Source organism: Flavobacterium sp. Root420, assembly GCF_001427905.1.
Classification (GTDB): domain Bacteria; phylum Bacteroidota; class Bacteroidia; order Flavobacteriales; family Flavobacteriaceae; genus Flavobacterium.
The window spans coordinates 309,224-324,886 of sequence record NZ_LMEF01000012.1; the positions used below are offsets into that span (position 1 = coordinate 309,224).

14 protein-coding genes are annotated in these 15,663 nt (G+C 34.4%); 4 read left to right on the forward strand and 10 right to left on the reverse strand.

What is annotated here, in order from left to right; genetic code table 11:
• Nucleotides 1–188 precede the first annotated feature (188 nt).
• Complete coding sequence (gene pckA / locus ASC72_RS09025) at nucleotides 189–1,793, forward strand: phosphoenolpyruvate carboxykinase (ATP) (protein ID WP_056189984.1); 1,605 nt, start codon at nucleotides 189–191, stop codon at nucleotides 1,791–1,793.
• A gap of 125 nt (nucleotides 1,794–1,918) precedes the next feature.
• On the opposite strand, the gene ASC72_RS09030 is transcribed toward pckA, so the two are convergent.
• Both ASC72_RS09030 and ASC72_RS09035 read right to left on the reverse strand, forming a co-directional pair.
• On the reverse strand, nucleotides 1,919–2,977 hold the full coding sequence (locus ASC72_RS09030; protein WP_056190503.1) for a phytase: 1,059 nt from the start codon (nucleotides 2,975–2,977) through the stop codon (nucleotides 1,919–1,921).
• A 72-nt stretch (nucleotides 2,978–3,049) separates the two neighbouring features.
• On the reverse strand, nucleotides 3,050–5,860 hold the full coding sequence (locus ASC72_RS09035; protein ID WP_056189986.1) for a TonB-dependent receptor: 2,811 nt from the start codon (nucleotides 5,858–5,860) through the stop codon (nucleotides 3,050–3,052).
• A 234-nt stretch (nucleotides 5,861–6,094) separates the two neighbouring features.
• Here ASC72_RS09035 and ASC72_RS09040 point away from each other — a divergent pair, with 234 nt between their 5' ends.
• Entirely contained in the window at nucleotides 6,095–7,195 is a 1,101-nt protein-coding gene (locus ASC72_RS09040) for a DUF4407 domain-containing protein (RefSeq protein WP_056189988.1), read from the forward strand.
• Nucleotides 7,196–7,339: 144 nt separating this feature from the next.
• Here ASC72_RS09040 and ASC72_RS09045 read toward each other — a convergent pair whose 3' ends face one another.
• The 8 genes from ASC72_RS09045 to ruvC all read right to left on the reverse strand — a co-directional run bounded on the left by ASC72_RS09045 (nucleotide 7,340) and on the right by ruvC (nucleotide 13,209).
• Nucleotides 7,340–8,050: a PH domain-containing protein gene (locus tag ASC72_RS09045; protein WP_056189991.1), complete on the reverse strand. Its 711-nt coding sequence runs from the start codon at nucleotides 8,048–8,050 to the stop codon at nucleotides 7,340–7,342.
• A 62-nt stretch (nucleotides 8,051–8,112) separates the two neighbouring features.
• Nucleotides 8,113–8,484, reverse strand: coding sequence for an MmcQ/YjbR family DNA-binding protein (locus tag ASC72_RS09050; protein ID WP_056189993.1), 372 nt, complete (start codon nucleotides 8,482–8,484; stop codon nucleotides 8,113–8,115).
• A 9-nt stretch (nucleotides 8,485–8,493) separates the two neighbouring features.
• On the reverse strand, nucleotides 8,494–8,844 hold the full coding sequence (locus ASC72_RS09055) for a DUF4260 domain-containing protein (RefSeq protein WP_056189995.1): 351 nt from the start codon (nucleotides 8,842–8,844) through the stop codon (nucleotides 8,494–8,496).
• On the reverse strand, nucleotides 8,841–9,245 hold the full coding sequence (locus ASC72_RS09060) for a GNAT family N-acetyltransferase (RefSeq protein WP_056189997.1): 405 nt from the start codon (nucleotides 9,243–9,245) through the stop codon (nucleotides 8,841–8,843). Before ASC72_RS09060 ends, ASC72_RS09055 begins: the two co-directional genes overlap by 4 nt.
• Before the next feature lie 85 nt (nucleotides 9,246–9,330).
• Nucleotides 9,331–10,392 (reverse strand): DUF4421 family protein, encoded by a 1,062-nt coding sequence (locus tag ASC72_RS09065; protein ID WP_056189999.1) that lies wholly within the window; start codon nucleotides 10,390–10,392, stop codon nucleotides 9,331–9,333.
• A gap of 49 nt (nucleotides 10,393–10,441) precedes the next feature.
• Entirely contained in the window at nucleotides 10,442–11,233 is a 792-nt protein-coding gene (locus ASC72_RS09070) for a cyclase family protein (protein ID WP_056190001.1), read from the reverse strand.
• Nucleotides 11,234–11,323: 90 nt separating this feature from the next.
• Entirely contained in the window at nucleotides 11,324–12,460 is a 1,137-nt protein-coding gene (hemW, locus tag ASC72_RS09075; protein WP_056190003.1) for a radical SAM family heme chaperone HemW, read from the reverse strand.
• Nucleotides 12,461–12,654: 194 nt separating this feature from the next.
• Nucleotides 12,655–13,209, reverse strand: coding sequence for a crossover junction endodeoxyribonuclease RuvC (gene ruvC, locus ASC72_RS09080; RefSeq protein ID WP_082564277.1), 555 nt, complete (start codon nucleotides 13,207–13,209; stop codon nucleotides 12,655–12,657).
• Between the two features lie 105 nt (nucleotides 13,210–13,314).
• Here ruvC and ASC72_RS09085 point away from each other — a divergent pair, with 105 nt between their 5' ends.
• Entirely contained in the window at nucleotides 13,315–14,241 is a 927-nt protein-coding gene (locus ASC72_RS09085) for a hypothetical protein (protein ID WP_056190004.1), read from the forward strand.
• Nucleotides 14,238–15,353, forward strand: coding sequence for a glycosyltransferase (locus tag ASC72_RS09090; protein WP_056190006.1), 1,116 nt, complete (start codon nucleotides 14,238–14,240; stop codon nucleotides 15,351–15,353). Before ASC72_RS09085 ends, ASC72_RS09090 begins: the two co-directional genes overlap by 4 nt.
• Nucleotides 15,354–15,663: the final 310 nt, after the last annotated feature.

Genomic DNA, 15,663 nt, shown 5'->3' on the forward strand with positions numbered 1-15,663 from the left:
TCTATCTAAAAATTAATCTTTAATTTTGTCTCATAAATAACATAAAACTTTGCTTCTGTGAATTTTTATTCTTTTTTGTCGTTATCGATAAAAAATATAACAATTTAGTATTCTTTAATTTAAGTGTTTCAGAATCAGAATAAAGAATGTTTTTGTACTCAAAAAATAATATACACAACGACAAAATTATGGACACTCACACACTTTTTTCGCAATCGATTTCGTTAAAAGAATTAGGAATTGAAAATGCCAAAGTTCACTATCAATTATCAGCAGACGAACTGCATGCTATTACAGTGCAATCAGGACAAGGTGTCGAAAACTCAACAGGAGCATTGGCAATCAATACAGGCGAGTTTACAGGACGTTCTCCACAGGATCGTTTTATCGTAAAAGATAGCATTACAGAAGATAAAGTTTGGTGGGGAAATGTAAATATTCCGTTTTCATCAGAAGCTTTCGAAAAATTATACAATAAGGTAACAAAGTTTTTATCCAATAAAGAAGTATTTGTTCGCGATTCATACGTTTGTGCAGATGCCAATTATAGATTAAATGTTCGCGTAGTAACAGAAACAGCCTGGTCTAATTTGTTTTGTTACAATATGTTCTTAAGACCAGAAGAGTCTGAATTAGCTAACTTTACTCCAGAATGGACTGTAATTTGTGCGCCAAGTTTTATGGCAGATCCTGCTGTAGACGGAACACGCCAGTCTAATTTTGCTATTTTAGATTTTACTAAGAAAGTAGCTCTTATTGGCGGAACAGGATATACAGGAGAAATGAAAAAGGGAATTTTCTCTGCTCTAAACTTCATTTTACCGGTTTTCGAAAATACATTACCAATGCATTGTAGTGCTAATGTTGGAGAAGCGGGTGATACTGCGATTTTCTTCGGATTATCAGGAACGGGGAAAACAACTTTATCTGCAGATCCTGCACGTAAATTAATTGGTGATGATGAGCACGGCTGGACAGCTGAAAATACTGTTTTCAATTTTGAAGGTGGATGTTATGCTAAAGTGATTAATTTATCTGAAGAAAACGAACCGGACATTTTTAGAGCGATCAAAAAAGGAGCGCTTTTAGAAAATGTGGTTTTCAAAGCGGGAACAAACGAAGTGGATTATGATGATGTATCGATCACTCAAAATACGCGTGTAAGTTACCCAATAACACATATTGATAATATTCAGCCAGGATCTATCGGACATAATCCTAAAAATATATTTTTCTTAACGGCAGATTCTTTCGGAATTTTGCCTCCAATCTCAAAATTGACTCCTGGTCAGGCTGCTTACCATTTTATCTCAGGATATACTGCAAAAGTTGCCGGAACTGAAGCTGGTGTAACAGAACCACAACCTAATTTCTCTGCTTGTTTTGGAGCGCCATTCATGCCTTTGCACCCAACGCGTTATGCAGAAATGCTAACTAAAAAAATGAAAGATGCAGGAGTAAAAGTTTGGTTGATCAACACAGGCTGGACAGGCGGACCTTACGGAACTGGAAGCCGTATGAAATTAAAATATACACGTGCCATGATTACCGCTGCATTAAACGGTGAATTAGATAACGTAGAATTTAAAAATCACGCCGTATTTGGAATTGCAAAACCACAATCTTGCCCGAACGTTCCGGAAGAGATTTTGAATCCTAGAAATACTTGGGAAGACAAAGATTTATACGATAAAAAAGCGTTAGAATTAGCTGCGAAATTCAAAGCTAATTTTGCCAAATTTGAAGAGTTTGCGAATGCTGAAATCTTAGCAGGCGCACCGATTACAGAATAAAAGGGATTATTTGATTCAAAGTAAAAAAGCTGTTCATTATGAACAGCTTTTTTGTTTGGTCTTCAATCGCAGTAAAAAAATAAAAAAATAAAACACTGAAACCTGCGACTGAAAAACCTGAAAAATTATTTTTTACCTTCATCAATATGTTGTTGTATCAAATCCCAGGCATAATAATGAAAGGTCATTCCGTTGCTCATGGCTACAAAAAGGCCGTTTTTATATTTCCCTCCTAAATTAATACTGGTTACATCAGCGCCATCGCATTCAATTGTTGAAGTTGGAATTTCGGCCAATAAAGGATAATTATTCGGATTGCCTTTTGCGCCCTCTCTCGGATAAACCATAAAAGTATTGGCTTGTTGATTCGAAACTAAAATATATCCCGTAGAATCTGTTTTTTTATAAATGGCGATTCCTTCATTATCAGCTTTAAAGCCTGTTTTTCCGAAAAGAGCCATTTCTTTATCATCATTTAAAGCAGGATCAGCTTTGTATTTTCTGATTCCGAATTGCTCATCACAATATAAAATTGTTCCCAATTCATTGTCAACCGCAATGGCTTCGATTTCTTTTTTTCCGCTGTAAGCTCCAAATTTTCGAACCACTTTTGCAGTTGCAAATTTTCCGTTTCCGGAAAGTTCATATTGCCATAAATAACTTCCTGAAGGTCCTGATTTTCTGCCTACAATAGCAAAAATTTTGTGGTCAGTTGGTCGTGTATACAATGCAATCCCCATTGGATCGCGTAACTCTTCGTTTTCAAAAACCGGAATTCCACCGTTATCAATTGCTTTTAAATCAGGTAAACTGAAGATTCTTATTTTGTTGCTTTCACGTTCTGTTGTAACCGCGACGTCAACTTTTTTTCCGTCAATTACTAAACCGTAAGCGATATCAACATTATTCGGGCGTTTTAAAACTTCTGATTTCGCAATGATTTTTCCATTTAAATCAAAGGCGTACAAACCGCCATCAGTATCTTTATCGGTTCCGATAATTAAACTTTTCGTGGAATCAGTTGGGTGAATCCAGATTGAAGGATCATCTGTATCGTGAGGCAAAGCTTCGGTAACTGTTGTTGGTTTGACTGCATTTTTGGCAATTGGTGCTAATTTATCATCTTTACAAGAAATGAATAAAACACTTAAAAGTAAAAAAGCGATTATAGAATTATTTTTCATTCTGATTTTCATTTAATAAAATTAGACAGAACCCCAAAGCTCTGTCTAATTTAAGAATTTTAAAATTGGTTATTACAAGTCAAATTTCAATCCCAGATTGTATCGAGCCTGATAATATTCTACTTGCTTGGTGTGTGCTTCAACTCCTTGGTAGTAACGAAGCGGTTGGTTTGTTAAGTTGTTGGCTTCAGCAAAAACGCGAAGTTGTTTTGTAATTTTGAAAGAAGCATTCGCATCTAAGAAAAATTGCTTGTCATAATAACTGTCTTTGTAAGACTCAGAACCTAATTCATCTAAATAATCTGAAGTGAAATTGGTTGAAATTCTGGCAGAAAAACGTTTATTTTCCCAAGACAATGAACCATTAAACATATGTGGAGTTGTTCCCGGAAGACTAATGTCATTTCTTTCATTTCCATCTTCGTCGGCAATTCCTTTTGCTTTTGATTTTGTATACGTGTAGTTCAAATAGATTCCAAAACCTTTCAGGAATTTCCCGGGCAAGAAATCTAACTGACGTTGAAACGCCACTTCAAAACCGTAAACATCAACTTTGTCTCCGTTTCTTGATTGTACAAATGACCAGTTTTCGCCTGTCGGAATTGGATTATTTTGATTTGGAAAATCAGCAGCAAATTTTACGCTGTCGTATTGATTATCGCTGTAGTTGTAAATGAAATCATTTAGTTTTTTGTAGAAAACACCACCAGAAATCAAACCAACTGATTTGAAATAGTTCTCTGCCATGAAATCATAATTATAAGAATACGTGGCATTCAAATCTGGATTTCCAGCTGTAATTTCTTTGTCTGCCGCAATATTGTTTACATAAGGAGCCAGCGCATAATAGTTTGGTCGGGCCAAAGCGGTTGTTGCAGCTGCTCTTAAAACTAAATCTTTTGTAGCATTATATTGAAATGAAATGCTTGGCAATAAATTAGTGTAAGAGTTTGTAGTGTTGATTTGGCTCTCTAATTCTTCTTCATCCAAAACTCTGTTTCCTGTATAATCAATATGAGTATTCTCTAAACGGAAACCCAAAACCATTGAAAGTTTGTCGTTAAAATCCTGATCCCATCTTACATAGGCCGCATAAATATTTTCCTTTGCATTATAATTTACCGCTAAATATTCTGATGGACTTGCTTCTTTATCAAATAAAGCAGGATTGTTTAAATCTAAACTTCCTAAAAAACTTGCAGAGGCAAAAGTTCCCGGAACATATTTACTTCCCGGATTAAATTTGGCACCATCATAATAACTTGTTGAAACTTCAGATAATAATTCCATTCCGTCATTAATTGGCTCATAAGAATAGAACATATTGTTTCTTTCTTTTTCTTTCAGACGTAATCTAAGACCAGTTCTCAATCTTCCTTTTTCAGATGGAATAATCGTGAAAGGAAAACGAATATTGACTTTTGCACCAAATTCACTTTCACTCGTTTCATCTGTATTTTCGGTAACCGAATTAAATTCGAATTCATCTGTAGATTCGCCAACCGTTGTCATTAAAGGAAATCTCGGATTAGATAAATCTTCCATCATTTCTAAACCTTTTTGACGGTATTCGATATAACGTTCCTGCGGACGATATTCTCTCGCTTTTGCATAATTCGCAGACCAGTCTAAGTCTAATTTAGAGTTGATTAAATGTTCCCCACGAATCGAATAATTCTGAACGCGCTGATCTTCCAATCTTCTGTTTTTGTTTCTGTCGCTGTCAACTCCACCTTTTGTCTGGCGTTTTATGCGTCCTTCAAAACCAGTGATTTCTTCGCCGTTATATATTGGTTCGATATCATCATAAGTAGTTCTGAAACGATTTTCTCTATCATCTCTCCAGTTATAAATCGCATTAGCGAAAATGGTGTTGTTTTCGTCAAATTTATAGTCTAACGCCACAGAACCGCTTCGGCGAATACGTTGTACGTCATACTTTCTAACTTCAGAAGCTTGTAAATATTCATTTCCGAAATCATCTTTTACCCATTCGTTTTCAATATTATCAGATCCATAATCTACATTATTGTATGATCCGCTGAAAACAGCTCCTAATTTATTGTCGAAAAAACGATTTCCGTAAACCAATCCAGCCGTGTAAGAAGCATGCTCGCGAATTGGCAAATAACCTCCTGCAAGTGTTGCTGAGATTCTCTCACCGTTTGGAGTTGCTCTTGTAATTAAGTTTACAGAACCTCCAATCGCATCGGCATCCATATCTGAAGTTAGGGTTTTGTTTACTTCGATTGTAGAAATCATATCAGACGGAATCAAGTCCATTTGTACGTTTCTGTTGTCTCCTTCTGCAGATGGAATTCGGTCACCATTTAAAGTTACTGAGTTCAATGACGGAGCCAAACCTCTAATAATAATGTTACGAGCCTCGCCCTGATCATTTTGCATCGTGATACCCGGAACACGTTTTAAAGCGTCTCCAACGTTGGCATCCGGAAAACGCCCCATTTGATCAGATGAAATTACGTTTCCGATATTCTTATTGTTTTTTTGCTGATTCAGTGCTTTGGCCTGACCTTTTAAAATGTCTCCAACAACCACTTCGTTCAATTCTGTTCCTGAAGTTTTAAGTACAAAATCGATAACGTTATTTTTGCCTGCTTCTACTTTGATTTCCTGAGTTATTGCAGTGTATCCTATATATTTTACTTGTATCTGGTAAGTTCCTTCGTTAATGTTAAGCAATTCAAAACGACCATTGTAATCTGAAACGGTGTATTTGTTTTCGCCTACAATCTGAATCATTGCTCCCGGCAACGGAAGTTTGTCATCAATATCTAATACTTTTCCGGAGATTATCGCTTTTTGAGCATAACCAGAAAAGGCAAATAACATAAAAGTTAGTAATAAATAAATTTTTCTCATTTTGGTTTAGTTTGATTTGTTGCGAAACTATAACCTTAGTGTTACTAAAACCCTTTATAGGAATTAACATACTGTTATGATTAATCTTATAAAAAACAAACTTATTAATGTTTAAATAACTTTAATCAAACCTAAATAATCTAGTCGCAAGTAAAAACAAATCAACTATTTACCTCAGAATTAAATTTTTGGCGTTAAATTTGCCCTATCAATCACAATCAAAAATCATCAATCATGTTAAAACAATTTTTTATCCTTTGTTCTGGTGCCGACAGAGATCTTCTCGAAGGCTGTTCAGAAGGCGAACAAACCAAATATGTTGGTATTGGAGCCACCGTTTTTTTTACCGCAGTTATGGCTTTTCTTGCCAGTGCTTATGCGCTTTTTACTGTTTTTGATTCTATTTATCCTGCCCTTATTTTTGGATTTGTCTGGAGTTTACTGATCTTCAATTTAGACCGGTTTATTGTTTCGACGATCAAAAAAAGAGATCGTTTTATGGATGAATTTTTGCAAGCAACTCCCCGAATTATGTTAGCGATTATTATTGCAATCGTAATTTCGAAACCATTGGAAATTAAAATTTTTGAAAAAGAAATCAATACCGTTTTATTGAAAGAAAAAAACGAAATGGAATTGGCCAATAAAAAACAAGTTGGGAATTATTTCAAATCGGATTTAGATAAAAACAAAGCCGAAATTGCTTCTTTAAAAGCAGATATCCTGAAAAAGGAAAAAGAAGTAAACGCTTTATATTCAACATACATTACAGAAGCCGAAGGAACTGCCGGAACCAAAAAGTTAGGTAAAGGCCCGGTTTATAAAGAGAAACGAGAAAAACACGACGCATCTTTAAAAGAATTTACTGAATTAAAAACAATCAACGAAGCTAAAATTGCCGAGAAAGAAAAAACAGGCAAACAATTACAAGCCGATTTAGATAAAAAAGTTTCGCAAACGCAACCCATTATTGAAGGTTTTGATGGTTTAATGGCCCGAATTAATGCCTTGAATAAATTACCGTGGATGCCGTCCTTTTTTATAATGTTATTGTTTCTGGCGATTGAAACCTCTCCTATTATTGCCAAATTATTAGCACCAAAAGGTGAATTTGACATCAAACAGGAAGAAGCTGAAACAGCAATGAAGGCGACATTGGAACAGAATAAATACCAACGTGAATTGTTGATTAAAACCAGTGCAGAAATGCACGACAGAGTTTATGCTGATATTGCAGAAGATAAAAGCCTGTACGATTTGCAACGTAAAAATGCAAAGGAATTATTAGAACTGCAATCGAATAATTTTGTAGAAAAACAGAAAGCGACTCTTTAAGTCATAAAGTTTGAAAGTCGAAAGTCTGAAAGTCGAAGTGGATACTTAAAAAGATAAAGCCAGAAATATAAAAATTATATTTCTGGCTTTTTTATTTTAGACCAAGTCAAAAACTTTAAGACTTTCGACTTTTGACTTTAAGACTTACATATAACTCAAAATCTCTTTTTTATAAGCATCATATTCTCCCTGAAGAATCAATCCGTTATCAAGAAGTTTTTTATAATTCTGTAATTTATCAAAAAGTTCTTCTTTAGATAATTCACTTAATTTGCGTTCTCCTGTTGAAGGTTGGGCTGGCTGAATTGGCTCAAAAGTTTCTGTGTAAGAAGGTGTTATTGCCGGCATAATTTCAGCATAATTCGTTACTTCTTCTGTTTCAACTTCTTCAATTGCTTCTTCTTCCTCTTCATATTCCGGTTCAACAATTTCCTGAATAGGTGTTGCCGTTACAACTGGGTTTTTCAAAATATCCAATTGTTCTTTAGCGTAAGTGAAAATTTTTCTCGCCTGAATTTTCGGAATATAATCGATAGAAGCCTGAATGTCAGTTTTGGTAGAAAAAGAAAATTCTGAACCTAAAATATTTTCTTTTACAAAAGTCCCAACGATTTCATCCCAGGTATAATCTGTAAAGTCCATCGAAAGACCTAAGTTTTTAGGCTTACAGATAATAATTCTTTTGTTTGTTAATACAATACTATCTGGAAAAACAGTAATTGCTGGTTTTTTTTGAACCGCGATATATCCAACTTCTTCACCTTTCATCAATAAATCATTGAGTTTTGAAGTGATTTTTTCAATCGCTTTTGGATCTTGTTCTTCGTTTAGAAATTTTTTAAATTGTTCTTTCATGTTTGATAAATTGCTAAGTAACTGAGTTGCTAAGTTTTTGATTGACGCTGCAAATGTAATGCCTAATTTTCTAATTCGATAATTTCATTCTGAATTTTCTTTGTCAAACTTTTGAAAACCAATTCATACGAATGATCGATGAGTTCTTTGACAAAAGCGGTCGATAAATTTCCGTTCAAAGCGATAGTGTTCCAATGTACTTTACTCATATGAAAGCCGGGTTTTATCTCATCATATTCGGCGCGCAATTCCTGTGCGCGTTCTGGATCACATTTTAAATTGACTGACGGCTCATTCTTTTCCCATTGAGATAAGGAAGACAATGCAAACATTTTTCCGCCCACTTTAAAAACCAAAGTGTCTTCATCAAAAGGAAAATGTTCGCTGACCCCTTTTTTCGAAAGACAATATTCATAGTATGTTTCTAGATTCATAATGCTTAATTATTTACCAATTTCACCTAAATGTGTGTACTTAAAACCACTTTCATATTTTAAACCATAACCAAAAATACGATCCATTGCCGAATGTGAAAACAAAATAATCCCGAGCAATTGTAAAAGTTCCATTTTTAAATAACAGCCTAATATATAAAGTAAAACCGCAATTCCACGATGATGAAATATATTATAGAAAAATGCTCCGCTCTTATTTCCAAAGATATAACCCAGCATTGATAAATCTGGCGCTAAGATTAAAACCAAAAACCACCACCATTCAAAATTTAACAGACTGAATAAGTAGATTCCGAGGATAAATAATCCTAATTCTTCAAGTTTGATTATTGTTTTCATAATTTCTTTTCCATCATTTTTTCCGGATGTTCCAAAGCTTTAAAACCAAATTTCTCATATAAAAAATGAGCATCAGTTGTAGCCAGTCTCCAGATTTGAATATTTTTTAATAGAGGTTCATTCATCATATTTTTGATTAGAATCGACGAATATCCTTTCCCACGCTGTTCTTCTGTAATAAAAACATCCATCACATATCCAAAAACCACATAATCTGTAATGACACGAGCAAAGCCAATTTGTTTGTCATCTAAATAAATTCCGAAACAAAAAGACGCATCAATCGTGGTTTGTACTTCTTCAATTGTTCGTCCGGCGGCCCAATAAATATCTTTTAGAAAGTTTTGTATGAAGGGAACATCAAGTTTGTTTTTATCAGTCGAAACGGTAATTTGATTCATGATTTTGAATAGGTTCTGAGGTGCTAAGGTTCTAAGGTACTGAGAAAATTTAGCTTCTTAGTATCTTAGAATCTTAGTAACTATTTTATAACATTTTAATTTTATCGTCAATTTTTTCTACCGGTTTTGCAATAAAACCCGGCGCATTAAAACGGTAACCAAAATACAATAATCCATAAACTTTATCATTACTAATAACATTATTTTTATCTTCATTATAAGAACTAACGCTGAAATTTAAACTGGCACCAAAAAGTATTCGATCCGAATTATATCCTATCTTTAAGCCTCCATCCAGATTTCGGGTGAAATAGGTTTCTTTCTCCACAGTCTCAACACCAGAATCCCTGCTTTTGTCCTTCATGAATTTTACGCCTAAAGAAGGAGACAAATTTGGAGCCATATAAAACTTCTTATGAATAATAAAATTGTAATAATAGCCTGCAGCCAGCTTAAGGTCAAACTCTTTTTGTTTCCCGTCCAGATCGTCTGATTTTGATCTAATGGTGTTGTAACTGTAAATTAGCGATGGAAGAAAACTTCCGTCGCTCTTTTTTTGCCATTCTGTAAAAGAGGTAATACTTTTAAGAGAAAATTTGGAATTGAAAAGATAAGAAGTCGACATTCCGAATTGCATCGTTTTAAAATCTGGAAACTGCAGATACGGATCTTTTCCTTTAATCCAGTTCGGATCAAATTCAGACATATTGGCCACGTAATAACCTTTTGTTTTGCTGTAATTTACGGTTTGAAGCCACCTTCCTAAAAAGAAACGAAAGTTATAATCTGAAAAAGAAGATTTTCCTTTTAGATCTTCGTCTTTATTTCCACCAAAAAACTTCGGGTAAAATCCGTAACTGAAACCGATAAATTTATAATCGATACTCAGAAAAAGTTTGTAGCTATTATTGGTTTCCAAGTCCAGATTTGTTCCTTTTTTATCCTTCAGAAAATAGTCATCGCTTTGAGTGCTCAAATTAGCCCTGACCATAATTTTATCCGGATAATAAATAAAATTTGCGGTGTCTTTTGGTTTTTCGTTCTGACTAAATAATGCAGATAAATTCAAGAAAAAAGCCGCCAAAAAACTACATATAAGTGCATGTTGATTTTTCTGATTTGCCTTTTGTTTATTAGCCGTTTTCACTTCGAAAAAAGTTACTAATTAGTACTAATATAAAACTACTAATTAATAATCAATAATTTACTACAGAATATAAAATAGGTTTACTCGGACTTGCGTCGTTTTCAAAAGAAGCGATTTGCAGGTTTAAAACGTAATTTCCGTCTTCAATTTCGTCCGGAACAAAAATCATTTCGGTAATTGTTGCGTTGAATCGTGCATCGGAATTTAATTGATGCGTGTCTTTGACATTCCAAAAGGCTTTATGAGCTAGTAATTTCCCTTCATCATGCTCTTTATCAACGCTTGGCAAATCGATCAATAAATGTTGAATTTCGCTTTCGCGGATGAAAATCGCCGCGTCTTCAGATAAATAAGGCGGATTTGTATTCGAATATTTTCTTGATTTTTTGTCTTTTTGATTTGGAAGTGTTCTGATAATTAAAGCCTCTGTTGTCACACTGAGCGATCCCGAGGCTTCGGGAGAAGTGCTTATTATTTTTTGAATTTGCTCTTTGGTTATAACAAAATCATCCCCAATCTTTTCAGGCTCCACTGTAATCAATTTGGCAAAAAAGAAAAACTGTTTTAAAGCTTGATTGATGCTGTAAAAATCATTCGTAATATGCCCCAGACATTCCGTATGTGTTCCATGCCCATGCGGATTAAAGAAAATATTATTGAAGTTCGTTGAAGATTTTCCTTCCGAAACTTTCCCAATCCAATCACCAAAAACCACAGGTTCAATAATCGGTTTTTCAATATACCAGGCAATCGGATTTTCGTCTGTATTAGTCAACGGAATAGAAATATCAATGGGTTTTGATAAGTCGATTTGATATTTATTGTCAAGAAGTGCTAGCATAATGGAACGCGGATTTTACGGATATTCTAACGCGGATTTCACGAATTTACAATCAGCGTTGCTTGCATCCGTTTCATCAGCGTTCTAATTTTATTCTTCCAAATTTAAATAAAATAAATCTGAAGCAATTCCATCGGTTAAGAATTTTCCTTTTACAGTTGGTTTTAGAATGTTATTTTCAATCGAAAGCAAATCATCGTTTAAGAATTTTTGACTTTGTTTTTGCAGATAGTCTAAATATTCAAGACCAAATTCCTTTTCGATTCGTTCTAATGAAACGCCCCAAATAGTTCGTAATCCCGTCATAATATATTCGTTATACCGATCCGATTTTGACAAAATCTCAGTTTCAATCGGTAAAATATTTTCCTGAATCGATTTTAAGTAAAGTGAATTATTGGCCACATTCCAGCCTCGTTTTTCGCCATCATAACTGTGTGCCGACGGACCAATTCCGATGTATTTTTTACCTAACCAATACGCTGAATTATTTCTCGAGAAATAATTTTCTTTTCCAAAATTCGATAATTCGTAGTGTATAAAACCGTTTTTTTGAAGTGTGTCGACCAAAATCATAAAATGATTCGAAGCGACTTCGTCTTGTGGTTCAGCAATCTTTCCGGTATCAATTAATTTTCTTAAAGCTGTTTTGGGTTCAACAGTCAAAGCATAACTCGAAATATGTGGAACACCAAAACTCAAAGCGGTTTCAATATTTTGCTTCCACATTTCATCTGTTAATCCTGGAATTCCGTAAATTAAATCAAGCGAGATATTATCAAAATATTTGGTTGCTTCTTCCAAACATTTTTTGGCCTCCGCCGAATTATGAGCCCGATTCATCATTTTCAGATCTTCTTCATAAAAAGACTGAATCCCGATGCTCAAACGGTTTATAGGGCTTTTGGATAATTCGAAAATTCGTTCTGTAGACAAATCATCCGGATTGGCTTCCAATGTAATTTCCGGATTCTCCGAGACTTTATAGTTTTTATAAACTTCCGAAATTAAAAAGTTGATTTCGTCATTTGTCAAAACGGAAGGTGTCCCTCCTCCAAAGTAAATTGTCTCTACAACATCATTCTTAAACTCATTTTTGCGCATTACAATTTCCTTAGCCAAAGCCAAAACCATCTCATCTTTCTTCTTCATTGAAGTTGAAAAATGAAAGTCGCAATAATGGCAAGCCTGCTTGCAAAAAGGAATATGGATGTAGATACCAGACATTTTTAAATTAGATAATTTGTCAATTAGAAAATTAGATAATAATGTAGAGGGTCAATATAATGCGAAAATAGATAATTAGAAATTTGATAATGAGATAATGTAATGCTGGAATGTTGAAAATTATATTTTAGTTATTCTCAATTCAATAATTATCTAATTTTCTAATTGGCACATTTTCTAATTAATAAATTTTCTCATTTCCTCACTTTGTCTTCATTCTGTTTCACAAAAGCATCCCAGCCTGTATAACTTTTTCCGGCAACGATTTTTCCTGAATTAAAGAAATGGCAAACTGCTGCTGCCAAACCATCGGTTGAATCCAGGTTTTTAGGCAATTCTTTCAAACCTAAAAGTTGTTGGAGCATTTTGGCTACTTGTTCTTTGCTGGCATTTCCGTTTCCGGTAATGGCCATTTTTATCTTTTTTGGTTCGTATTCTGTAATCGGAATATCTCTTGAAAGTCCAGCTGCCATGGCAACGCCTTGTGCGCGCCCCAATTTTAACATTGATTGTACGTTTTTGCCAAAGAAAGGAGCCTCAATCGCAATTTCGTCAGGATGATGCGTGTCGATTAATTCGATCGTGCGCTCAAAAATGATTTTTAGTTTTTGGTAATGATTGTCATATTTGGACAATTGCAGTTCGTTCAACTGCAAAAACTCCATTTTTTTATTGGTGACTTTAATCAGTCCAAAACCCATGATTGTGGTTCCGGGGTCGATTCCTAATATGATGCGTTCTTTTGTCAAGATTTCTTTTGTTTCAAGTTTAAAGTCTAGAAAATTAATTCATTTTCTAATTTTCTAATTGGCACATTCTCATTGCCACATTTTCAAATTGATTACTTTTGCGGCATGATTTCAATTCCTCACAAAGCTAAGCAATTCCTTGTTCTTCTGATCAAACTTTTGATTGTAGGCGGTGCATTTTATTTTATTTACAATCAGCTTGCAAACAACGATAAACTCGATTGGCAAAAGTTCATTATCTTATTTCGTAAAAATCAATCGGTTTTAGGAATTGGCTTTATATTGCTTTTGAGTGTTTTAAATCGCTATTTCGAGATCTTAAAATGGCAGAATCTGGCTAAAGTTATTCATGAGATTTCTTTAGGAGAAGCCACAAAACAGGTTTTAGCTGCCTTAACCGCCGGAATTTTCACTCCAAATGGAGTAGGAGAGTACGCCGGAAAAGCGTTGTATTACCCAAAATCGGATGCTAAAAATGTCGTTTTCCTCAATTTAATTTGCAACGGAATCCAGATGATTTTGACAGTTGTTTTCGGTACAATTGGCCTTTTATTCCTAGGATACTGGAAATGGGTTCTAATAATAATCGCACTATCTTTCTTCTTTCTTCTTTTCTCTATATTCTTAAAAAAAATAAAAATCAAAGGCTATTCCATCGAAAAACTGATTCAGAAAATCAATGAAATTCCCAAACCAATTCATCGAAGAAATATACTGTTAGGAATTTTGCGTTATTTGGTTTTCTCACATCAATACTACTTTTTATTTTTGGCTTTTGATGTCGATTTACCTTATTTAACCTTGATTTCTACAATTGCTGTTGTTTACTTTTTGGCTTCTTCATTACCAACTTTTCAGTTTTTAGATTTTGCAGTTAAAGGAAGTGTTGCGGTTTATTTCTTCGGAATTTTACATGTAAACGAATGGATAGTCGTTTTTATAAGTACACTAATGTGGTTTTTAAATGTGGTTTTGCCAGTGGTTTGGGGAAGTTATTATGTGCTGAATTTTAAAACAAAAACAGTAGAATGATTTTGGTATTATTTGTCATATTAGTCATTTATTTCATCAGTATCAGTCTGTTGATTTTTGGCTTTAGCCGAATAAAAAAATATCAAAAAAAAGATTTAAAGCCGCAAACTAGTTTTACGGTTATAGTTCCGTTCCGGAATGAAGCCGAGAATCTTCCGAATCTTTTAAATAGCTTTTCAAACCTAAATTATCCAACAGATTTATTCGAAGTAATTTTAGTTGATGATAACTCTCTGGAGAAATTCCAATTTTTATCCCGAGGATTCGGGACCAAATTCCAAATTAAGATTGTAGAAAACATCCGTGTATCAAATTCTCCTAAAAAAGACGCCATTACAACCGCGATGCAACACGTAAAGACCAATTGGGTTATTACGACTGATGCGGATTGTCTTGTTCCTGCAAATTGGCTTTTAACGTTCGATAATTATATTCAGGAAAATAAGGTTTCGATGCTTGCGGCTGCTGTTTCGTATGAATGCGAAAATTCGTTTTTAGATCATTTTCAACAGTTAGATTTAACGAGTTTGCAAGGAGCTACGATAGGAAGTTTTGGGCTTAGTAAAGCTTTTATGTGCAATGGCGCTAATTTTGCCTACACAAAATCCTTGTTTGAAAAAGTAAACGGTTTTGAGGGAAATAACAAAATAGCAAGTGGAGATGATGTTTTTTTACTGCAAAAAGCGGCAGAGCAATTTCCAAAAGAAGTTCATTATTTAAAAGCGGAAGAAGCGATTGTAATAACTAAACCGACAGAAAACTGGAAATCGTTATTTTATCAAAGAGTGCGTTGGGCGGCCAAAACAAGTTCATACAAAAGCAGTTGTGGAAAGTCTTTGGGATTAATTGTTTTCTTCGGAAATCTAAGTTTTGTAATTGGATTTGTCTTTTTGCTGTTCGGAATTTGGTCGTATTCAATTTTTGTCTTGTTTGCCTTTTTTAAATTTCTGATAGACTTTGTTTTGCTTTACATCACCAATCAATTCTTGACGAAAACCCGAATAAAAAGCTTGTTTTTAAGCAGTTTGTTTTATCCTTTTTTTAGTTCGGCTGTGGCTCTGTATAGTTTGTTTGGATCTTATGAATGGAAGGGGAGAAGGTTTGGGAAATAAATTCCAAAATGTAAATTGCTTCGCCTGTTCGCTAGTGCTCGAGTCCAAATTCCGGGAACTTATAAACGTAATCTTTTCATCCTGAAGGAGGAAGGATCACATTAGTAGTTCTGTATAGTAAATTGCCAATCGTTGTCGAATTTCGAGTGTGATCCCTCGTTCCTCGGGATGACAAAAAAAGAAAAGGCGACAAACTTTTTTATGAAAATGAGTGCCCTAGCCCTGATAGGAGCGGTATCCTTTTTCTTGCTTCTTTAGCAAGGAAAAGATACAAGCGGATAGCAGGAATAGCTTCTAAAAATAATAATTA